At 68.1% G+C, this 18,164-nt stretch carries 17 protein-coding genes; 8 read left to right on the plus strand and 9 right to left on the minus strand.

Annotation, left to right across the window (positions count from 1 at the left end; genetic code table 11):
- Positions 1-301: 301 nt before the first annotated feature.
- Positions 302-862: a GNAT family N-acetyltransferase gene (locus ACO2Q1_RS17030; RefSeq protein WP_423330655.1), complete on the minus strand. Its 561-nt coding sequence runs from the start codon at positions 860-862 to the stop codon at positions 302-304.
- Positions 859-1,398, minus strand: coding sequence for an RNA 2',3'-cyclic phosphodiesterase (gene thpR / locus ACO2Q1_RS17035; protein ID WP_423330656.1), 540 nt, complete (start codon positions 1,396-1,398; stop codon positions 859-861). Before thpR ends, ACO2Q1_RS17030 begins: the two co-directional genes overlap by 4 nt.
- 126 nt (positions 1,399-1,524) lie before the next feature.
- Here thpR and ACO2Q1_RS17040 point away from each other — a divergent pair, with 126 nt between their 5' ends.
- On the plus strand, positions 1,525-2,274 hold the full coding sequence (locus ACO2Q1_RS17040) for a Bax inhibitor-1/YccA family protein (protein ID WP_423330657.1): 750 nt from the start codon (positions 1,525-1,527) through the stop codon (positions 2,272-2,274).
- Positions 2,275-2,364: 90 nt separating this feature from the next.
- Here ACO2Q1_RS17040 and ACO2Q1_RS17045 read toward each other — a convergent pair whose 3' ends face one another.
- The 4 genes from ACO2Q1_RS17045 to ACO2Q1_RS17060 all read right to left on the minus strand — a co-directional run bounded on the left by ACO2Q1_RS17045 (position 2,365) and on the right by ACO2Q1_RS17060 (position 6,816).
- Positions 2,365-2,721, minus strand: coding sequence for a DUF2794 domain-containing protein (locus ACO2Q1_RS17045; RefSeq protein ID WP_423330658.1), 357 nt, complete (start codon positions 2,719-2,721; stop codon positions 2,365-2,367).
- A 288-nt stretch (positions 2,722-3,009) separates the two neighbouring features.
- Positions 3,010-4,464, minus strand: coding sequence for a S1C family serine protease (locus ACO2Q1_RS17050; RefSeq protein ID WP_423330659.1), 1,455 nt, complete (start codon positions 4,462-4,464; stop codon positions 3,010-3,012).
- A 44-nt stretch (positions 4,465-4,508) separates the two neighbouring features.
- Positions 4,509-5,981: an ATP-binding protein gene (locus ACO2Q1_RS17055; protein ID WP_423330660.1), complete on the minus strand. Its 1,473-nt coding sequence runs from the start codon at positions 5,979-5,981 to the stop codon at positions 4,509-4,511.
- Position 5,982: 1 nt separating this feature from the next.
- A complete protein-coding gene (locus tag ACO2Q1_RS17060) occupies positions 5,983-6,816 on the minus strand; it encodes a response regulator transcription factor (protein WP_423330661.1) in 834 nt (277 codons plus the stop codon).
- A 110-nt stretch (positions 6,817-6,926) separates the two neighbouring features.
- Here ACO2Q1_RS17060 and ACO2Q1_RS17065 point away from each other — a divergent pair, with 110 nt between their 5' ends.
- Positions 6,927-7,724: a DUF3313 family protein gene (locus ACO2Q1_RS17065; RefSeq protein ID WP_423330662.1), complete on the plus strand. Its 798-nt coding sequence runs from the start codon at positions 6,927-6,929 to the stop codon at positions 7,722-7,724.
- Here the strand turns inward: ACO2Q1_RS17065 and ACO2Q1_RS17070 are convergent.
- Positions 7,721-8,911 carry an acyl-CoA dehydrogenase gene (locus tag ACO2Q1_RS17070; RefSeq protein WP_423330663.1) on the minus strand — a complete coding sequence of 397 codons (1,191 nt, stop codon included), beginning with the start codon at positions 8,909-8,911 and terminating at the stop codon, positions 7,721-7,723. The two genes, ACO2Q1_RS17065 and ACO2Q1_RS17070, sit on opposite strands and share 4 nt — an antisense overlap.
- Positions 8,912-9,073: 162 nt before the next feature.
- Here ACO2Q1_RS17070 and ACO2Q1_RS17075 point away from each other — a divergent pair, with 162 nt between their 5' ends.
- Complete coding sequence (locus ACO2Q1_RS17075) at positions 9,074-9,340, plus strand: DUF6356 family protein (protein WP_423330664.1); 267 nt, start codon at positions 9,074-9,076, stop codon at positions 9,338-9,340.
- Between the two features lie 5 nt (positions 9,341-9,345).
- On the opposite strand, the gene ACO2Q1_RS17080 is transcribed toward ACO2Q1_RS17075, so the two are convergent.
- Positions 9,346-10,092 carry a LytTR family DNA-binding domain-containing protein gene (locus tag ACO2Q1_RS17080; RefSeq protein ID WP_423330665.1) on the minus strand — a complete coding sequence of 249 codons (747 nt, stop codon included), beginning with the start codon at positions 10,090-10,092 and terminating at the stop codon, positions 9,346-9,348.
- A 136-nt stretch (positions 10,093-10,228) separates the two neighbouring features.
- Here ACO2Q1_RS17080 and ACO2Q1_RS17085 point away from each other — a divergent pair, with 136 nt between their 5' ends.
- Positions 10,229-10,900 (plus strand): DUF2141 domain-containing protein, encoded by a 672-nt coding sequence (locus tag ACO2Q1_RS17085; RefSeq protein ID WP_423330666.1) that lies wholly within the window; start codon positions 10,229-10,231, stop codon positions 10,898-10,900.
- A gap of 10 nt (positions 10,901-10,910) precedes the next feature.
- On the opposite strand, the gene ACO2Q1_RS17090 is transcribed toward ACO2Q1_RS17085, so the two are convergent.
- Entirely contained in the window at positions 10,911-11,654 is a 744-nt protein-coding gene (locus tag ACO2Q1_RS17090; protein WP_423330667.1) for a TetR/AcrR family transcriptional regulator, read from the minus strand.
- Between the two features lie 202 nt (positions 11,655-11,856).
- Between ACO2Q1_RS17090 and ACO2Q1_RS17095 the strand changes: the two genes are divergently transcribed.
- The 4 genes from ACO2Q1_RS17095 (at position 11,857) to ACO2Q1_RS17110 (ending at position 18,021) form a co-directional block, all read left to right on the plus strand.
- A complete protein-coding gene (locus ACO2Q1_RS17095; protein WP_423330668.1) occupies positions 11,857-14,082 on the plus strand; it encodes a TonB-dependent receptor in 2,226 nt (741 codons plus the stop codon).
- Positions 14,083-14,262: 180 nt separating this feature from the next.
- On the plus strand, positions 14,263-15,816 hold the full coding sequence (locus ACO2Q1_RS17100) for a spinster family MFS transporter (RefSeq protein ID WP_423330669.1): 1,554 nt from the start codon (positions 14,263-14,265) through the stop codon (positions 15,814-15,816).
- 108 nt (positions 15,817-15,924) lie between these two features.
- A complete protein-coding gene (gene sucC / locus ACO2Q1_RS17105) occupies positions 15,925-17,115 on the plus strand; it encodes an ADP-forming succinate--CoA ligase subunit beta (RefSeq protein WP_423330670.1) in 1,191 nt (396 codons plus the stop codon).
- A gap of 54 nt (positions 17,116-17,169) precedes the next feature.
- Positions 17,170-18,021 (plus strand): toll/interleukin-1 receptor domain-containing protein, encoded by an 852-nt coding sequence (locus tag ACO2Q1_RS17110; protein WP_423330671.1) that lies wholly within the window; start codon positions 17,170-17,172, stop codon positions 18,019-18,021.
- The last annotated feature ends 143 nt before the right edge of the window (positions 18,022-18,164 follow it).

Consider the following 18,164-nt stretch of genomic DNA (forward strand, 5'->3'; position numbering starts at 1 on the left):
AGATCGGCCGGCCTGCTGCGCTGGTTGATGGCTGCGCAGACCGGCCTCTTGCCAACCCCAACAACCCCAGCTCAGATCAACGACGGACTCTTGTTATGGCTGGATGAGAAACGGGGGTCACGTCACCTAGCGCAGCGCGGTTGCTGAAACGGAAGTCAAACTCCGCCCTTTAGCGGTGCAGGTGCCTCTTGGAGCAGTGCTGGTTGACGCCCTTCATGCCGCGCTTGAAGACCGAGACGTAGCCTTCGATGGTCGGGTATGGATGCTCGGGCTTTCGACAGACACGCCAAGTCTGCAAGGCTCAGCGCCGTCGAGCGCGCCATTCCTCCCGGGTCTGGCCCCAGCGATCCACGGCGATGGTCTCGAAGGGCGGCGGCAGGCGCGTCGGACCCAGGTTGGTCGAGCCCAGGCGTTCGGCCAGGCGTTGCGACGGCGTATTGTCGGGGTCGATGCAGTGGATGACCTCGGTCCAGCCGAGGACGTCGAAGGCGTAGTCGAGGGCGGCCGTGGCCCCCTCCGCGGCGTAGCCCTTGCCCTGGGCGTCGGGGTGAAGGCCCCAGCCGACCTCGGTTCCCGGCCAGCCGTCCGGGGTCCAGGGGCCCAGCCGTCCGACCCACAGACCCGACGCCTTCTCGATGACCGAGAACATGGACACGCCGGTCAGCGCCCAGGCGCCGGCCATGGTCATGAGACCGCGCCAGGCGGCCGGGGGAGCCTGGACGCCGCCGATGAAGCGGGCGGCCTCCGCATCGGCCATGAACTCGGCCCAGCGCGGGAAGTCCTCCATCGCCGTGGGCCGCAGGATCAGGCGTTCGGTCTCCAGCACCGGGCCGGGGGCGATGTCGCGAGGGGGCAGGGTCACAGCAGATACTCCCTTTCCAGCGCATAAACCGCGCCGTCGCCGGTCAGGACGCTGGAGTACAGGCCGAAACGGTCGATGCGGATCGGCGGCGATTTCAACAGATTGTGCCCGGTCAGCCAGGCGCCGACGCGGGCCGGGTCGGCCTGGGGCTTCAGATAGGCCAGGGTGACGTGAGGCCGGTAGACACGGGGCTCGAGCCGCAGGCCGGCCCGCCCGGCGGCGGAGCGGCAGCGGCCGGCCAGGACGTTCAGCCGCTCGTTCGGCTCGACCCCGGCCCAGATCGTATGGCTGCGATGGTTGTCGCCGAAGGCGCCGACGCCGCTCAGCACGATCTCGAAGGGTCCGCCGGCCTGGGCGCGGATCAGTTCGGACGCCAGATCGTCGGCCGTCCGCTCATCGGTCTCGCCATAGAAGGTCAGGGTGACGTGCAGGGCGTCCAGAGGCCGCCAGCGCGCGCCGGGCAGGCCGGTCTGGCGTCGCGCCAGGGTTTCGGCGATGTCGTCCGGGATCGGAATGGCGCTGAACAACCGCAACATGCGACCCTTGGTAGCGGGCGGAACGGGGTCTCGAAAGGCCCGTTCGTCTTGCAGCGACGCCGCCGCCGCACGATATTGCGCAAGACGACCGGGGTGCGTCCCCGGCGAGAGGAGACGAGTTTCGCCATGAGCGATTTCAACAACGGCTATGCGCGACCCCTGCCGCAGACGGCCGACATGTCGGTGGACGCCGGCCTGCGCGCCTTCATGCTGGGGGTCTACAACAAACTGGCCCTCGGCCTGGTGGTCGCCGGCGCCCTGGCCTTCATGACCGGCAACTATCCGCCGGTGCAGCCGCTGCTCTATGTCGTCGACGGTTCGGGCCGGCTGGCCGGACTGACGATGCTGGGCCTGATCGTGCAGTTCGCGCCGCTGGTGCTGCTGTTCGGCTCGATGTTCTTCATGAAGAACCCGACGGCCCGGGGCGTGAACCTGCTGTACTGGGCGGTGGTCGCCACCATCGGCGCCGGCATGGGCATTCTGTTCCTGCGTTACACGGGCGGTTCGTTGGCCTCGACCTTCTTCGTGACGGCGGCGGCCTTCGGCGGGCTGAGCCTGTTCGGCTACACGACCAAGCGCGACATGAGCCCGATCGGCACCTTCCTGATCATGGGGGTGATCGGCCTGGTGATCGCGTCGATCGTCAACATGTTCCTGCGGTCCGAGATGTTCTACCTGATCATTTCGGGGATCGGCGTGCTGATCTTCTCGGGACTGATCGCCTATGACACCCAGCGGCTGAAGATGACGTATTACGCCCTGGGCGGCGATCAGCAGGCCATGGGCGTGGCGACCGGCTTCGGCGCGCTCAGCCTGTTCATCAACTTCATCAATCTGTTCCAGTTCCTGCTGGCCTTCATGGGCGGCCGTCGCTGACGACAGGACATCGGCCCGCAGCGGCGCGTGATGGCGTCATGCCGGCAGGTCTGAACTGAAGAAGGGCTCCGGCGTCGCCGGAGCCCTTTTCTATTCCACGACCTGGAAGCGGCGGCTGTCGAACACCCGCAGCACCTGATCGAGCTCGCGACCGCGCTTCAGAATCTGGCCGCCCTCGCCGATCACCGCCCACTGGCCCTGGCGGGTCTGCAGGGCCGGGCGTTTCTCGATGCGGTAGGCCGGGGCGTCGCCCGAGCGACGGAAGACGGCGAATTCGGCCACCTCCTTGTGACCGATCATGGCGTAGTCGCGCCATTCGCCGGCGGCGACCATTCGGCCGTAGACCCGCAGGATCAGGTCCAGTTCTCGCCGATGAAAGAACACCGGCCCGGCCTGGGCGGCGCCGTCGTTCGGGCCGCCGGCCGGTGGAGTGGCGTCAAGGCTCATGACGGGAATCTAGGTCCGACGCCGCCGGGACGCCAGCACCCGGCGGATCATTTCGACGGACACGAAATGGTCCATTTTCGGTCCTTCGCCCGCCCGCATGGCCGGTGAAAACACAAGCGTCGGCCGGTCGGAGTTCGGAAGCGTTCCGGAACCTGAACAGCCCCCCCAGCCCCCCTGGATGTTTCCAGCAAAGGCTTCGACGGGCCGACGCTTCCTCCAAGCGAGACGCCCGCTGCGCCCCTTCCCCCCTCCCGGCGCGGCGGGCGTTTTGCGTTCAGGCAGGCAGGATCAGTCGGCCTCCGGGGCCGGGCCCCGGACCTCGGTCAGGACGATCGTCTCGTCTTCGCGGCGCACCGTCAGCTTCAGCGGCGCCTCGGCCGCCAGTGCGGCGGCCAGACCCGCCAGGTCCGCTACGGCCGCGCCGTCCACTTCTGTGACATAATCGCCCGCTCGCAGGTCGATCCGGGCGAAGTCCGAGCCGCCCTCGACCGCATCGACCCGAACGCCGCCTGCATGTCCGCCCGAGAACTGGGCGCCGAAGGCGATCACCGCGTCACGACCGACGGCCACGGCCGGCGGATCCATCGGGCCCACGGTCAGGGTGGTCGTGGCCTCGCGCCCCTCACGCAGATACACCACCGACAGACGGGCGCCGGGCTCGGCGATGCCGACCGTGGCGAGGACCGAGCCCGCGTTGGCCACCGCCCGGTTCTGGATCCGGGTCAGGACGTCGCGACGACGCAGTCCGGCCTGCTCCATGGGCGATCCCGGCGTGACGTCCTCGACGACGGCGCCGCGCACGATCCGCAGACCCAGATCCCGCGCACGCTGGGCGTTCAGGGATCCCAGGACGGCGCCGATGCGGCCGCGCGTGACCTCGCCGTCTTCGCGAAGCTGATCGACCACGAACATCATGATCCGGGTGGGCACGGCGAAGGCGATGCCGTCGTTCCCGCCGCGACCGCCGAGACCCAGGGGGTCGGAACCGCCAGAGAGAATGGAGGTGTTGATGCCGATCAGCCGTCCCCGACTGTCCAGCAGCGGGCCGCCGGAATTGCCCGAATTCACGGCCGCGTCGGTCTGGATGTAGTCCTCGACCGCGTCGCCGAGCCCCGATCGGCCCAGACCGGAGATGACGCCCATGGTCAGGGTCTGGTCCAGCCCCAGGGGATAGCCGACCGCGAAGGCCAGGTCGCCGGTCCTGAGGGTGTCGGAATCGACCGTTTCGACCTGTGACAGGCCGAGGGACGCCGGATCGTCGGCCACGATCCGCAGCACCGCCAGGTCGGTGGCCTTGTCCGTTCCGACCAGGACGGCGTCGAACAGCCTGCCGTCGGTCAGATCGACCGTGAACTTCCCGCCGCCCTCGACGACGTGGTTGTTGGTGACCAGGATTCCCTGGCGGGCGTCGATGATGACGCCGGACCCGGACTGCAGCGGCTTGGCGGCGTTCTCGTCGGAGGTCGGCCCCCGCGAGGATCCGAGGGTGGTCACCTGGACCACGGCCGGCAGGCTGCGTTCAAGCCCGGCGGCGAAGGTGAAGACGCCGCGCTGTTCGTCATACGGCAGGGGCAGGGCGGGGGGCAGGGTGGGGGGCGTGGTCGGGGTGCGCGCGGTCTGGGGGCGAGCCGTGGCCGAGGCCGAAGACGCGAGCGCCGGCGCCGGCGCCGCGGCCGTCGAGGCGAGCACCAGTCCGGCCAGGATCAGGCAGGAGGCGCGGGGCGAACGGACGGCAGACGACATGGAGGCTCCTCGACCGGGCCGACGCGCGACCCGCCTGAAAGAGCCTAGCGTGGGAAATGCGCCGTGACGATGGCCCCTGGACCCGCGTCATCAATCGTCATCCGTCCGCCGTGGCGGCCCAGGACGGCTCGCACGAAACTCAGGCCAAGGCCGTGGCTTTCGCGTCCCTCGGCTTCGGCGGCGGCGACCCGCAGCGTGGGATCGGCCAGGAGCTGCGGATCCAGTCCCGGCCCACGGTCCCGCACCGAGAGGACGGCGCCCTCGGTCTCGACCGCGGTCCGAATGATCACGACGTCGCCTTCCGGAGAGAATTTGACGGCGTTGTCGACCAGGTTGGCGGCGGCGCGCTGGAGCAGGGACGGCACGCCCATGACCGCAACCGCCTCGGCGGCCTCGACCTGGATGCGGACGCCACGATCCTCGGCCAGGGGCGCGTAGAGGTCGGCGACGGCCCGCGCCAGATCGTCCAGTCTGACGGCTTCGAACCGCCAGGCCTCGCCTTCGCGCAGGGCCATCGCCTCGTTCATCTGGCGGGTCAGACGGCGCAGGTCCTGGGCGGCCTCCCGGCCCAGTCGCAGGCGTCGGTCGGGATCTTCGGTCTCCGCCAGTTGCTCCAGCCGGGCCGAGGCGCGCGCCAGGGGGGTGCGGAAATCGTGGGCCAGTTGATCGGTGGAATCCCGGAGCCAGGTCATCAGCTCTTCCAGCCTGTCGAGGGTGCGATTGGCGTGGATCGTCAGCTCGGACAGTTCGGGGGCCACGCCGACCTCGGGCGCGCGCTGGGAGAAGTCGCCGACGGCGGCGCGGTCCAGGGTCCGGCTGACCTCGGCGATGGCGTGCACCAGCCGTCGGCTGGACCAGGTCGAGGCCGCCAGGCCAGAAACGAGGATCACCAGTCCGGTGGCCATGACGGCCAGCACGGCCCAGCCCCAGGCCTGGCCCGACTGATCCACCACCCGCCCGACCCAGACATCCAGCGCGCCCTGCTGACGCCGCACGACCACCGCCTCGACGGACCGGGTCGCGCACAGGCTGCCGCGCGGGAGCGAGACGGCGAAGATGTCCGGCCCGAGGCGGGACAGGCGGGTCCGTCGGGCGCTGGCCAGGTCCGCCAGCCCGGCCGGCTTGCCCACCGGCGCGCGGATATAGCGGACGCCGGCGCCGCCGCGTCCGGTGCGGCAGGTCTCTTCCAGGGTCACGGCCTCACGGTCGGGTCCGACCTGGAGGGCGGCGAGGACGGCGGACAGATAGGCGACGTCGGCGGGGGTCAGGGTCCCGGCGGCCAGGGTCGATTCCTCGCCCACCTTCTGGGTGATGCGGGCGTAGTCGTCCAGCGCCGCCAGCGCCGCCTGCTGGCGCTGGTCCATGCGCGCCGCCAGACCGGTGACCATCAGGGAACCGGTCAGGGCGGCGGCGGCCAGAACCGCTATGGCCGCCACCAGCTGGGTCGATGTGCGCCGACCCAGCCAGGCCCGCAGCGCATCGCTCAGTCGGCGGACCGGACCCCGCGCCCCGGGCATGTCAGACGTCCAGGTCGCGGAAGATGAGGCTTTGGCTGCGGGCGGAGACGATCAGCGGATGCAGGTCCTCGCCGATCTCCGGCGCCTGTTCCTTCAGCCGGCGGCGCAGGGCGCTGATGCGGGCGTCGATGATGTTGACGAAATTATCGGGGAGGAATTTCCATTCCACCCAGCAGCGGTCCCAGAGCATGGTCTTGGTGACCGGCTGACCGCGCGCCTGCATCAGCTCGGCGACGATGGCGAACTCCAGCGGCGACAGGTCGATCAGGCGGCTGGCGGCGGCGCCGTCGGGCCCGGTGGTCTCCAGCTTCAGGGTCCGGGCGCCGGGCGACAGGCGAAACGGTCCGTTGACGATGTCGGCGCTGGACGGTCGGGCGTGACGCGGCGACCGGCGTAACTGCGCCGCCACCCGGGCCAGCAGCTCTTCGTCTCCGACCGGCTTTGCCAGATAGTCGTCGGCGCCGCCCAGCAGGCCCTCGACCTTCTGGCTTTCGCCGCCGAGCGCCGTCAACATCAGGGCCGGGGCCGTTGCGGAAGGCCCCCCGCCCTCGCGCAGCCGCTTCAGCGTCGTCAGACCGTCGAGGCCCAGGGTCATCCGGTCCAGGATCATCACGTCATAGGCGACAGCCGTGCCGGCGGCGAGCGCGCTCTCCCCGGCCTCGAAGCGATCGACGGCGTCGAAACCGGCGCGCAGCAGCCGCTCGGCCACATGTTCAGCCAGGCTGGGATCGTCTTCCAGCAGCAGGGCGCGCCGCCCCCGGAACATGTCGCTCAGGGCCGCGAAGGCCTGGGCCACCGCCGCCCCTTCACCGCCGGTCTCGATTTCGCTCGTCAAGGCCCCGTCCTCCCCGGCGAGAGGATAGGGCGGGCGGGCGGAATCGCAAACCGGAGCCATCTGACCCTTCCTGACGTTCGTATCGGGCGCATCCAGGCGGGGAGTTCCAGATGAGACGAAACGTAACGGCCAGGCTGGCGGTTCTGGCGGCGACCATGGCGGGGCTGGCGGCCTGTCAGTCGGCGGGCCATTCCGAGAGCGGATTCCTGTCCAGCTATGGAGGCCTGACGGAAGACACGCAGGCGGTGCGCGCCTCGATCCGCGAAGGCCGGGACGACGCGGCCGCCGCCGCCGTCGGCCGTGTTCGCCTGGTCCCCGCCGTACTGGTGGGTGACGCCGGGTCAGGCCTGTCCGACGCCGAGCGCCGGGTGGTGTTGCGCGAGGTCGATCGTCAGGTCTGCTACGAGGTGAGCGAGCGTTTCGACCTGGCTGCCGGTGCGGACGAGCCGGGATCCGCGGTCCTGCGGGTCGGGGTTACGGGCGTCCGCGTCAATGGCCGGGCGGCGGCCGGGCTGGCCGCCGTGGCCAATCACCTTATTCCCGGACCGGGGACCGTACGGGCGCCCGGAACCACGGGCGGCCTTTCCGCCGAAGCCGAGCTGACCGATGCGGCCGGACGCCGGATCGCCGCCCTGACCTGGGCGCGCGACGCCCAGCCGATCGGCACGGATACGCCGTCCCTGTCGCGGATCGGCGACGCCCTGCAACTGGCCGAGCCGTTCGGGGACGCCGTGGGCGACGCCGTTTCCAATCCGGAGAGGAAGGCGCGCCGGATCGCTGACCCCGACCCTTGCGCCGCCTTCGGTCCACGCACCCAGCCGGGCGGATTTCTGACGCGCGCCGTCACCGGCCTCTATGTGCCGGAGGTCAACACGGGATCGACGGCGACGCCGCCGGACCAGCCCTAGAACGCGCTTTCGCCGGTTATGGCGCGGCCCAGGATCAGGGCGTGGACGTCGTGGGCGCCTTCATAGGTGTTGACGGTTTCCAGGTTCATGGCGTGGCGCATGACGTGGAGCTCCCCCGTGATCCCCGCGCCGCCGTGCATGTCGCGGGCCTCGCGGGCGATGGCCAGGGCCTTGCCGCAGTTGTTGCGCTTCATCAGGCTGATGGCCTCGGGCACCCAGGCGCCGGTGTCGAGCAGGCGGCCGAGGGCGTAGGCGCCTTCCAGGCCGAGGAAAATCTCCGTCTGCATGTCGGCCAGCTTCTTCTGGACCAGTTGGCGCGACGACAGGGGGCGTCCGAACAGCATCCGCTCGGACACATAGTCGCGCGTGGCGTGCAGGCAGAACTCGGCGGCGCCCATGGCGCCCCAGGCGATGCCGTAGCGGGCCTTGTTCAGGCAGGAGAAGGGGCCGCGCAGGCCCTTGACGCCCGGCAGGAGATTGGCCTCGGGGACGAAGACGTCATTCAGGCCGATGTCGCCGGTGATCGAGGCCCGGAGCGACAGCTTGTCGCCGATCTTGCCGGTGGTGAAGCCCTCCATGCCGCGCTCGACGATGAAGCCGCGAATGACGCCGTCCAGCTTGGCCCAGACGACGGCCAGGTCAGAGATCGGCGAATTGGTGATCCAGTACTTGCCGCCGTTGAGGCGATAGCCGCCGTCGACCGCCACCGCCGTGGTCTTCATCGAGGCCGGGTCCGACCCGCCGTCGGCCTCGGTCAGGCCGAAACAGCCGACCAGTTCGCCGGCCGCCATGCGCGGCAGGAAGCGCATCTTCTGCTCTTCAGAGCCAAAGGCGTAGATCGGATACATGGCCAGGGACGACTGCACCGACATGGCGGAGCGATAGCCGCTGTCGACCGCCTCGATCTCGCGCGCGATCAGGCCGTAGGCGACGTGGCTGACGCCCGATCCGCCATACTGTTCGGGCAGCATGGCGCCGAGGAAGCCCATTTGGCCCATCTCGGTCATGATCTCGCGGTCGAAGGTCTCGTCGCGGAAGGCGGCGACCACGCGGGGCAGAAGCTGTTCGCGCGCATAGGACCGGGCGGCGTCGCGGATGGCGCGTTCGTCCTCGGTCAGGCGGCCGTCCATGTCGAACGGATCATCCCATTTGAAGGTCTGTTGTGCGGGGGCGGCGCCGTCGGCCATGCGGAAGGTCCTGGGTTTGGCGTTTCTGTCTGGGGTTTCGGCGTCGGCGCGCGTTCAGCGGATCGTGACGACGCGCGACCATCCGGCCCCTGTTCTTCGGCCCGGTTTAGGCCAGAATAGCCGCATCGGGTAGGGGCCGCGGTCCCGTTGCGCGGAACCTCCATGATCAGCCACTTCAAGCGCCTGTTTCTCGATCATCCCCGGGAGGTGGGCGAGGGCTATTTCCACCACATGGGGCAGGCGTGGGGTTTCGGCCTTCGGCTTTTGCGGCTTTCGGGCGCGGCCTTTCTGCACGGCGCGGCGCCGGGGCTGTGCAAGACGACGGTGTCGGACGAGATCAAGGCGATGGCCGGCGAACTGTCCGGACGGGCCGATCAGGCGCAGGAATGCCGCATGCGCGACGCGGGTGTCTGGGATCCAGGGCTCTAGCCGGCTCAGTACCAGCCGGCGTCCCTGAGAGCTCGGGCGTAGCGGCGGCTGACCGGGGCCGTCAGCCCGCCCTCCAGCGTCAGCGTGGCCCGCCCGTCGCCGCGCGTCACCTCGAGCACCGCTCCCCGCGCCACCCACCAGCTGCGGTGGGTCTGGGCGCCCTCCAGGCCTTGGAGTTCATCCAGGGCGTCCGACAGCCGCATCAGGATCAGGTCCGATCCGCGATCGGTGTGGATGCGCAGATAGTGGTCCTCGGCCTGTACGGCGCGGATCTCGGCGCCGCGCAGTCTGGCCGGAAGCCGGTCGGGAAATCTGGAGATTGCGCCTTTACCGTCCGCCGCCGCATGGGTCTGCACCGGCCGGGCCCGATCCAGGAAGACGTTGATCGCGCTTAGCGTCACCGTGATGATCAGCACAGGCCCGATGAAATAGGGCAGGGAGGCCAGCGGATAGGGGCGGCCGTCGAAAATCATGCCGGTCACGCCCCAGACCATGACCACCACGGGGCCGGTGATCAGCAGGCTCAGCAGGGCGACAGTCAGCCAGGGCCGTTCATCCAGAGCGATGAACCGATCCAGCAACCAGGAGGCCGCCTGCCCCCAGAGACCGCCCGCGATCATCAGCGGAATCCAGTAGGCCATCCGCAGCCACAGCGGCGCACCCCCGCTGTTGAAAGCGCCGGTCAGGGCCAGGACGACGCCGGCCGCGACCGCGACCGCCAGGCCGCGCCCGAAGGGTCCGGTTTTGGTCATATATCGCCTCTCATGCCGGATACGGGGCGAGACGCCTCTCGCGGGGAGGGAAAAGGACGGGTTTGCATTGCAATCGGCGGCGCTTCGTCGTCATGGTTCGTGACAGACGTCTGTGAGACCACGAAACCGCACCGGAATGAAGACCGTCCCCATATTCCGGGCCGCCGTTCTGGCCCTCGTCCTGGCGGGGTCGGGCGTCGCCCAAGCCTCGGCCCAGCAGACCGGCGGCGTGCCCATTCCGCCGCCGCCGCGACCCGGCTCCCCCGCAGCGGAGGCCGCCGCGCGGGACATGTCGACCGAGGCGGCCGAAACTCCGGCGTCGAACGGCGGCGCGGAGGCGCGGGGACCTGCCACGCCCGGAGCCGGCGCGACCGTTCTGTCGCCAGAGGCGGCGGCCGCCGTGGCCTCGGCGACCGCCCGGCCGGTGGGCGCGCGCACGCAACAGACCTCTCTGCTGCTTGAGGTCGAGGCGACGCGGCGCGAGCCGATCTCCGTCGCCATCTATCGCGACGCCGACGGATTCCGCCGCAACGAAGCGCCTGTCCGCACCCTGACCCTCGCGCGCGACGCCGAGGTGAGCCGCGCGTTCGTGGTCAATCTCCCCGCCGGCCGCTATGCGATCGTCGCCTGGCAGGATGCGGACGGCGACGGCAAGCCGACGCGCGCCCGCTTCGGCGGGGTCAGCGAGCCGCACGGCTATTCGCGCGACGCGCGGGGCCGCTTCGGCCCGCCGCGGTTCGAGGAGGCGGCGTTTGACCTGACGCCGGGCGGGGTGACCCAGAGGATCATCCTGCGCGGCGGCCGCTAGCCGAAATCGTTCAGGTCTGCCGTTCGGGGCCGCAGACGGCCCGGAATCCGGCGGCGGCGAAACGCACCATATAGTCGCAGGCGCTTTCCAGGTCGCCCGAGCGGCAGAGGCCGCCGGACAGTCGATCCAGGCGTCCGGTCTCGCCCAGGGTCAGGGTCAGGGCGCCGGACAGATTGTGGTAGCCCCAGTAGAGGTCGACGTCCCGCGCCTGTGGCAGGACCTGGCCGATCAGTTCGATGAGCCGCCGGATCGCCGGGTCGAAATAGCGCGCCATCGTCTCGCCGCCGAAGGTCGGGTTGGCGTTGGTCTGGGCGACAAGGGCGGCGTAGTGTTTCCAGCCGGGTCCGCCCTTCAGCGACCATTCGAACGGCGGCCGGAGGAAGGCTTCGAGCAGCCCCTCCAGGGTCATGGCTTCACCGGCCGAGGCGGCGTAGCGGTTGATGGCCGCGACCCGCTCATTGTTCCAGACCTCGGCGCGGCGTGTGAAGACGGCGTCGAAAAGGTCGCGCTTCGCGCCGAAATAGTAGTGGACCAGAGCCGTATCGACTCCGGCCTCTCGCGCCACCTCCCGGATGGTGACGCCGTAGAAGCCGTGTTTGGAGAACAGGTCCTCCGCCGCGTCGAGAATGGCGTCCCGCGTGTCGGAAACCCCGGCCTTGGCGGCCTTGGGCGGGCGCCCGCGTCGCGCCGGCGCCGCAGGCGACGCGGGGACGGCGGGGGCGGCGAAGGCGTCGGGTGCGTCTTTCTGGCTCATCGACCAAAGGCTAGTCCCGCAAGCCCCGTCGAGGCAACGACCCGTGCAGCGGCGCCACAGGCGCCGGCTCACTGCGTGTCGGGCTTCGGATTTTCCAGCCTGGCCGTTTGACAGAAACCGGTTTCAAGGTCAGTTTGCAGAAAATCATTGAACGCTGAATAAAAAGCGTCTCGCTGGAAACAACAGGATCGGGGGTCTCCCAATGAATCGACTGATCAAGAGCGCGCTGCTGGCCGGCGCGGCCTGGGGTGCGGTGTCCACCGGCGCCGTCGCACAGGACGCGGTGTCGCAGGAGCCGGTCGCCACCGTGGACGACATCGTCGTCACGGCGCGCCGTCGTGAGGAAAGCCTGCAGGACGTCCCGGTCGCCGTGACCGCCGTCTCCGGCGAGCAGCTTGAGGCCAAGGGCTCGGCCGACATCACCGAACTGGCGCGCTCGACGCCCAGCCTGACGCTGAACGCGGCGCGCGGCTCGAACTCGACCCTGATCTCCTTCATCCGGGGCGTCGGCCAGCAGGATCCGCTGTGGGGCTTCGATCCGGGCGTGGGTCTGTACATCGACGACGTCTATGTGGCGCGTCCGCAAGCGGCCGTTCTTGACATCTTCGACGTGGAGCGCATCGAGGTCCTGCGCGGGCCGCAGGGCACGCTCTATGGCCGCAACACCATCGGCGGCGCGATCAAATACGTCACGCGCCGCATCGACGCCGACGAGCCGGAAGGGTTCATCCGCGCCTCCTACGGCAGCTATGACCAGCGCGATCTGGTCGCCAGCGCCGAGCTGCCGGTCAATGAGAAGTTCGGCGTTTCGGCTGCGCTGGCCCGCTATCTGCGCGACGGCTTCGGCACGAACCTGAACACCGGCAACGAGCACTACAACAAGGATGTGATGGCCGGGCGCATCAGCGTCGAATGGGCGCCGAGCGACAGACTGTTCTTCCGTCTGGCCGCCGACGCGGTGAACGACGATTCGAACGCCCGCCACGGCCACCGCGAGGTCGCGCCGAGCCCCGCCGACGTCTATGACACCAACGCCGGCGCCGGCGACACCAACAGCGTCGAGACGCGCGGCGTGTCCTTCACCGGCGAATGGCTGGCCAACGACTGGATGACGTTCAAGTCGGTCACCGCCTGGCGCGACGGCTCGACCCGCGGCAACATTGATTTCGACAATCAGCCGGCGCCGATCCTCGACATTCCGGCCCGCTATGACGACAACCAGTTCAGCCAGGAGTTCCAACTGCTGTTTGACGGCGGACGTTGGAACGGGGTGGCGGGCGTCTACTATATGGACGCCACCGCTTCGGGCGCCTTCGATACGGTGGTCGGTCTGGTGAACCTGACGACGCTGACGTCGGGTTCGGTGGATACCGAAAGCATGGCGGTCTTCGGCGACTTCAGCTTCGACGTGACGGACGCCCTGTCCATCTCGGCCGGCGGTCGCTGGACCCGCGATGAGAAGACGGGGACGGTGTTCCGTCAGCAGTACCTGGGCATCCGCAGCCCGGCGTTCGGCAACAGCGCCGCGGTTCTGCTGGGCGGGCCGCGCACCAACTACACCGCGACCCGCACCTTCGAGGAGTTCACGCCCCGGGTGTCGGCCAGCTACAAGTTCGGCGATGACCTGACCGCCTATGCCTCCTGGGGGCGCGGCTTCAAGTCGGGCGGTTTCGACATGCGCGGCGATGCGGTGCTCTATCCGAATACGGTCAACGGCTATGATCCCGAAACCGTCGAGACGGTCGAGCTGGGCCTGAAGGGCGCGCTGTTCGACCGGCGTCTGTCGTTCGCCACGGCGATCTTCGACTCGTCTTACGAGGATCAGCAGATCACGACCCAGTATCCGGCCGGCGCGACCGTCGCCTCGGTGGTGGACAATGTCGGTTCGTCCTCGATCCGCGGCTGGGAGTTCGAGGGCCGGTTCCGCGTCACGCCGAGCTTCACCCTGAACGCCTCGCTCAGCTATATCGACGCCCAGTTCGACGAGTTCCTGGCCTATATCCCGACCGGCCCGCTGAACTCGACCTGCCCGACCCTGGTCGGCTGTTTCGTCGATGTCTCGAACGCCCGCGACTTCCAGAACACGCCGGAATGGACCGGATCGATCGGCGCGACCTACAACTGGTTCCTGGCGAACGGAGGCATGATCTCCTTCCTGCCTTCGGCTTCCTATCGCGGCGCCTACCAGCAGTTCGAGACCCCGGCGCCGCTGCTGGACCAGCTGGACGCTTACTGGATGTTCGACGCCAGCGTCGTCTGGACCTCGGCCAACGACAAGCTGACCTTCGGCGTCCACGGCAAGAACCTGTCCGACGAACGCTACAAGATCGGCGGCTACAGCTTCCCGGGCGCCCTGACCGGCGATTCGCTGATCGCCTTCTACGGCGCGCCGCGCACCGTGACCGCGACCCTGGGTCTCAAGTTCTGATTGACGTGACCGCGTGAGACTTCAAAGGCGGCGTCCCCGGACGCCGCCTTTTCTGTTTCGTAGATACGGTATGTCGAGGGCATCGGCCATGATCGGCCGCCCTGCATTTTTTCGTGGCCAAGGTACGCTGCTCACGCTACCGTCTGCGCCAAGCGGTCCGCCAGCGCCGCATCGGAGGGAATGCGTATGACCGACCAGACGGCCGATCCGAACGCCGCGCCGCAGACAGAGCGCCCCGGCTACCGCTTCTATGTGCTGGCGGTGCTGATCCTGATCTACATGCTGAATTTCCTGGATCGCCAGATCATCGGCATCCTGGCGGCGCCGCTGAAGGCGCATTTCGGCATGTCGGACAGCCAGTTCGGCCTGCTGGGCGGGATCGCCTTCGCCTCGGTCTATTCCACCCTGGCCATCCCCCTCGCCTGGCTGGCGGACCGGTTCAGCCGGGTCTGGATCATGACCGGGGCCCTGGCCGTCTGGTCGGGGTTCACGGCCCTGTGCGGCGTGGCCGGCAGCTTCACCCAGCTGTTCCTGTTCCGGATGGGTGTGGGCGTCGGGGAGGCGGGAGGCGTGGCCCCGGCCTACTCCCTGATCGCCGACTATTTCCCGCCGCATCAGAGGGCGCGCGCCCTGGCGGCCTTCGCCTTCGGCATCCCTCTGGGCACGGCGGCCGGGACCCTGGTGGGCGGGCTGCTGGCGGCGACCTACGGTTGGCGCACGGCCTTCATCGTGGTGGGGCTGATCGGACTTCTGGTCGCGCCCCTGCTGCGGTTGACGGTGCGGGATCCCAAGCGCGGCGGGACCGATGCGGTCAAGGCGGTTCCGACGGCGGCAGCCTTGAACGTCGACGACCGCAAGGTCGCCGACAGCGCGGCCGAGGGCCCGGGGCGCGCCGCCGCCTTCATCCTCCTGGCCATCGCCGGAATTTCCCTGGTCGGGGCGGCGCTCGGCGCCATGGGAATCGCTTTCTCGGGGTCCAACCAGCCGCTGTTGCTGGCGTTCGCCGGACTTCTGGCTCTGGTGATCGGGGCCTCGGTCTATCTGGCCCGGGCGACCGCTTCGGTGGTCATTCCCAAGCCGAGCTTCTGGCTGCTGGCGTTGGGCGCCGCGTCGTCTTCGGTCTGCGGCTACGGCGTGGCGGGGTGGCTGCCCCTGTTCTACATGCGCAGCTTCGGTCTCAGCCTGGCCCAGACCAGCTGGTACTATTCCGGCATCGCCCTGATCGGCGGCATCGCCGGCATCTGGATGGGGGGCATGATCGCCGACAAGCTGTCGGGTCGCGGCAAGGGGGTCTATCCGCTGGTGCCCGCCGTCGCTTTCCTGATCTCCGGGCCCTGTTTCATCCTGGCCATGAACTCCAACTGGCTGATCGGCCTGATCATGCCGGGCGCCCAGGTGATGAATTCCCCGTTGGCCCTGACGGTCGCCTTCCTGATCTTCCTGGTCCCGACCGGCCTGAATCTGGCCTGGCTCGGTCCGATCACCGCCTCGATCCAGCATCTGGTCCCCGCGCCGATGCGATCGACGGCTTCGGCCCTGTTCCTGCTGATCAACAACCTGTTGGGGATCGCCGTCGGCTTCTTCTATTTCGGCTGGATGTCGGACCTGCTGCGCCCCACGTTCGGCGACGAGAGCCTGCGCTGGGCGATCTATACCGGGATGGGCTTCTATCTGACGGCTGCCGTTCTGCTGATCGCCGCGTCGCGCACCCTCAAGCGGGACTGGATCGACTGATCCCGGCGCATCCATAGACCAAAAGCATCGGCGGGCCCTGTTGCGCCTGCGAAGGCGCGGGGCCTATAAGCCCCGCAACCTTTTGCAGCAGCGGTCGCGGCGGTCTCCATGAACATTCACGAATATCAGGCGAAACAGGTCCTGAAGGGCTTCGGCGCCCCGGTCGCCGAGGGCGTCGCGGTGACGTCGGTCGATCAGGTCGAGGCGGCCGCCAAGTCGCTGCCGGGCCCGCTGTATGTCGTGAAATCCCAGATCCACGCCGGCGGACGCGGCAAGGGCAAGTTCAAGGAACTGCCGGCCGACGCCAAGGGCGGCGTCCGCCTGGCCTTCTCGGTCGAGGAGGCCGTCAAGCACGCCGGGGAGATGCTGGGCAACACCCTGGTCACGGCCCAGACGGGCGAGGCCGGCAAGCAGGTCAATCGCCTGTACATCGAAGACGGCGCCGACATCGCGCGAGAGCTGTACTGCTCGCTGCTGGTCGACCGTGAACACGGCCGGATCGCCTTCGTCGTCTCGACCGAGGGCGGCATGGACATCGAGGCGGTCGCCCACGACACGCCCGAGAAGATCCAGACCATCGTCATCGACCCGGCCACGGGCGTGACCGAGGCCGACGTGGCCGCGCTCAACGCCGCCCTGGCCCTGACCGGCGACGCGGCCGAGGACGGCAAGTCGCTGTTCCCGATCCTCTACAAGGCCTTCGTCGAGACCGACATGGCCATGCTGGAGATCAATCCGCTGATCGTCATGGAGAACGGCCGCCTGCGCGTGCTGGACGCCAAGGTCAGCTTCGACGGCAACGCCCTGTTCCGTCACGCCGACATCAAGGAACTGCGGGACGAGACCGAGGAAGACGCCAAGGAGATCGAGGCCTCGGCCTGGGATCTGGCCTATGTCGCCCTGGACGGCAACATCGGCTGCATGGTCAACGGCGCCGGCCTGGCCATGGCGACGATGGACATCATCAAGTTGTACGGCAAGGAGCCGGCCAACTTCTGCGACGTCGGCGGCGGCGCCGGCAAGGAGAAGGTCGCGGCGGCGTTCAAGATCATCACCGCCGACCCGAACGTCCAGGGCATCCTGGTCAACATCTTCGGCGGCATCATGAAGTGCGACGTCATCGCCGAGGGCGTCGTCGCGGCGGTGCAGGAAGTGGGCCTGAAGGTGCCGCTGGTCGTCCGTCTGGAAGGCACCAATGTCGAACTGGGCAAGAAGATCCTGAACGAGTCCGGCCTGGCCATCACGGCCGCCGACGACCTCGACGACGCCGCCCAGAAGATCGTCGCGGCGGTCGGCTGAGGGCTGGTGACAACACAAGAGGAGGAGGACGAACCTGTGAGCCGGCCACGGTTCATGGTGCAGGCCTTGGTTGTCACAGCTGGCTTTTTCGAAGGTAGAATCTGCGAGAATGATGACGATGCATTCATCCTCCGTTCGGAGATGAATGATTTTGAGATCGCTTGGATGGAGGAGGCAGGAGTGGAATGGTCCACCCCTGACCTCGCCGACGACGACGCACCGGCAGACGATCCCTATCGCAGTGAGCTTGGAGTCGCGTGCGAAATCGTAAAGTTCGGCAAGTACACGTACTGCCGAGGTTCTTACGACATACCCCAGCAGTTTCTTCGGCCCGCAACGATGAAGGATTTGATTGAGCGGCTTCAGGAAATCCAAGCTGAAGTCTTTAACATGGCTTGGAACAGCCATGACGACGACTACGACCCCGAAGAGCTAACCGACTTGCTTCAGGAGCAGGCTTTCATCTCTGACGAAATCTGGGCGCGCGAGATAAAGATGCGAACCTCTGGCGAAGAGAAAAGGGTATTCCTCTGCCACGCCTCTGCAGACAAACCATTCGTCAGGCGCGTTTGCAGCGACCTGACAGAGGCCGGGCACAAGGTTTGGATGGACGAGTTCGAGATCGCAGTCGGCGACTCAATCATTGATAAAATCAACGAAGGGACGGAACGAGCGGATGCACTCGTTCTATTTGTCTCAGCAGCAGCGGCTAGCTCTCAATGGGTCAAACGAGAATGGCGCTCAGCGTTGGCGCGGCAGGTGTCTGGAAGCGGCGTGAAGATTCTTCCGGTGGTGATCGAGGATGTTCAATCTCCCTCTCTCCTAGCCGACATCAGGTACGCGGACTTCCGAGCAAGCTATCATAAGGGTCTAGAGGACCTGTTGCTTTCACTAGGCAAGGCCTAGTTTCGCCTAACAACTTGTGACGTGACCCCCGTTTCTCATCCAGCCATAACAAGAGTCCGTCGTTGATCTGAGCTGGGGTTGTTGGGGTTGGCAAGAGGCCGGTCTGCGCAGCCATCAACCAGCGCAGCAGGCCGGCCGATCTG

It is taken from the genome of Brevundimonas sp. VNH65 (genome assembly GCF_049445955.1).
GTDB lineage: Bacteria > Pseudomonadota > Alphaproteobacteria > Caulobacterales > Caulobacteraceae > Brevundimonas.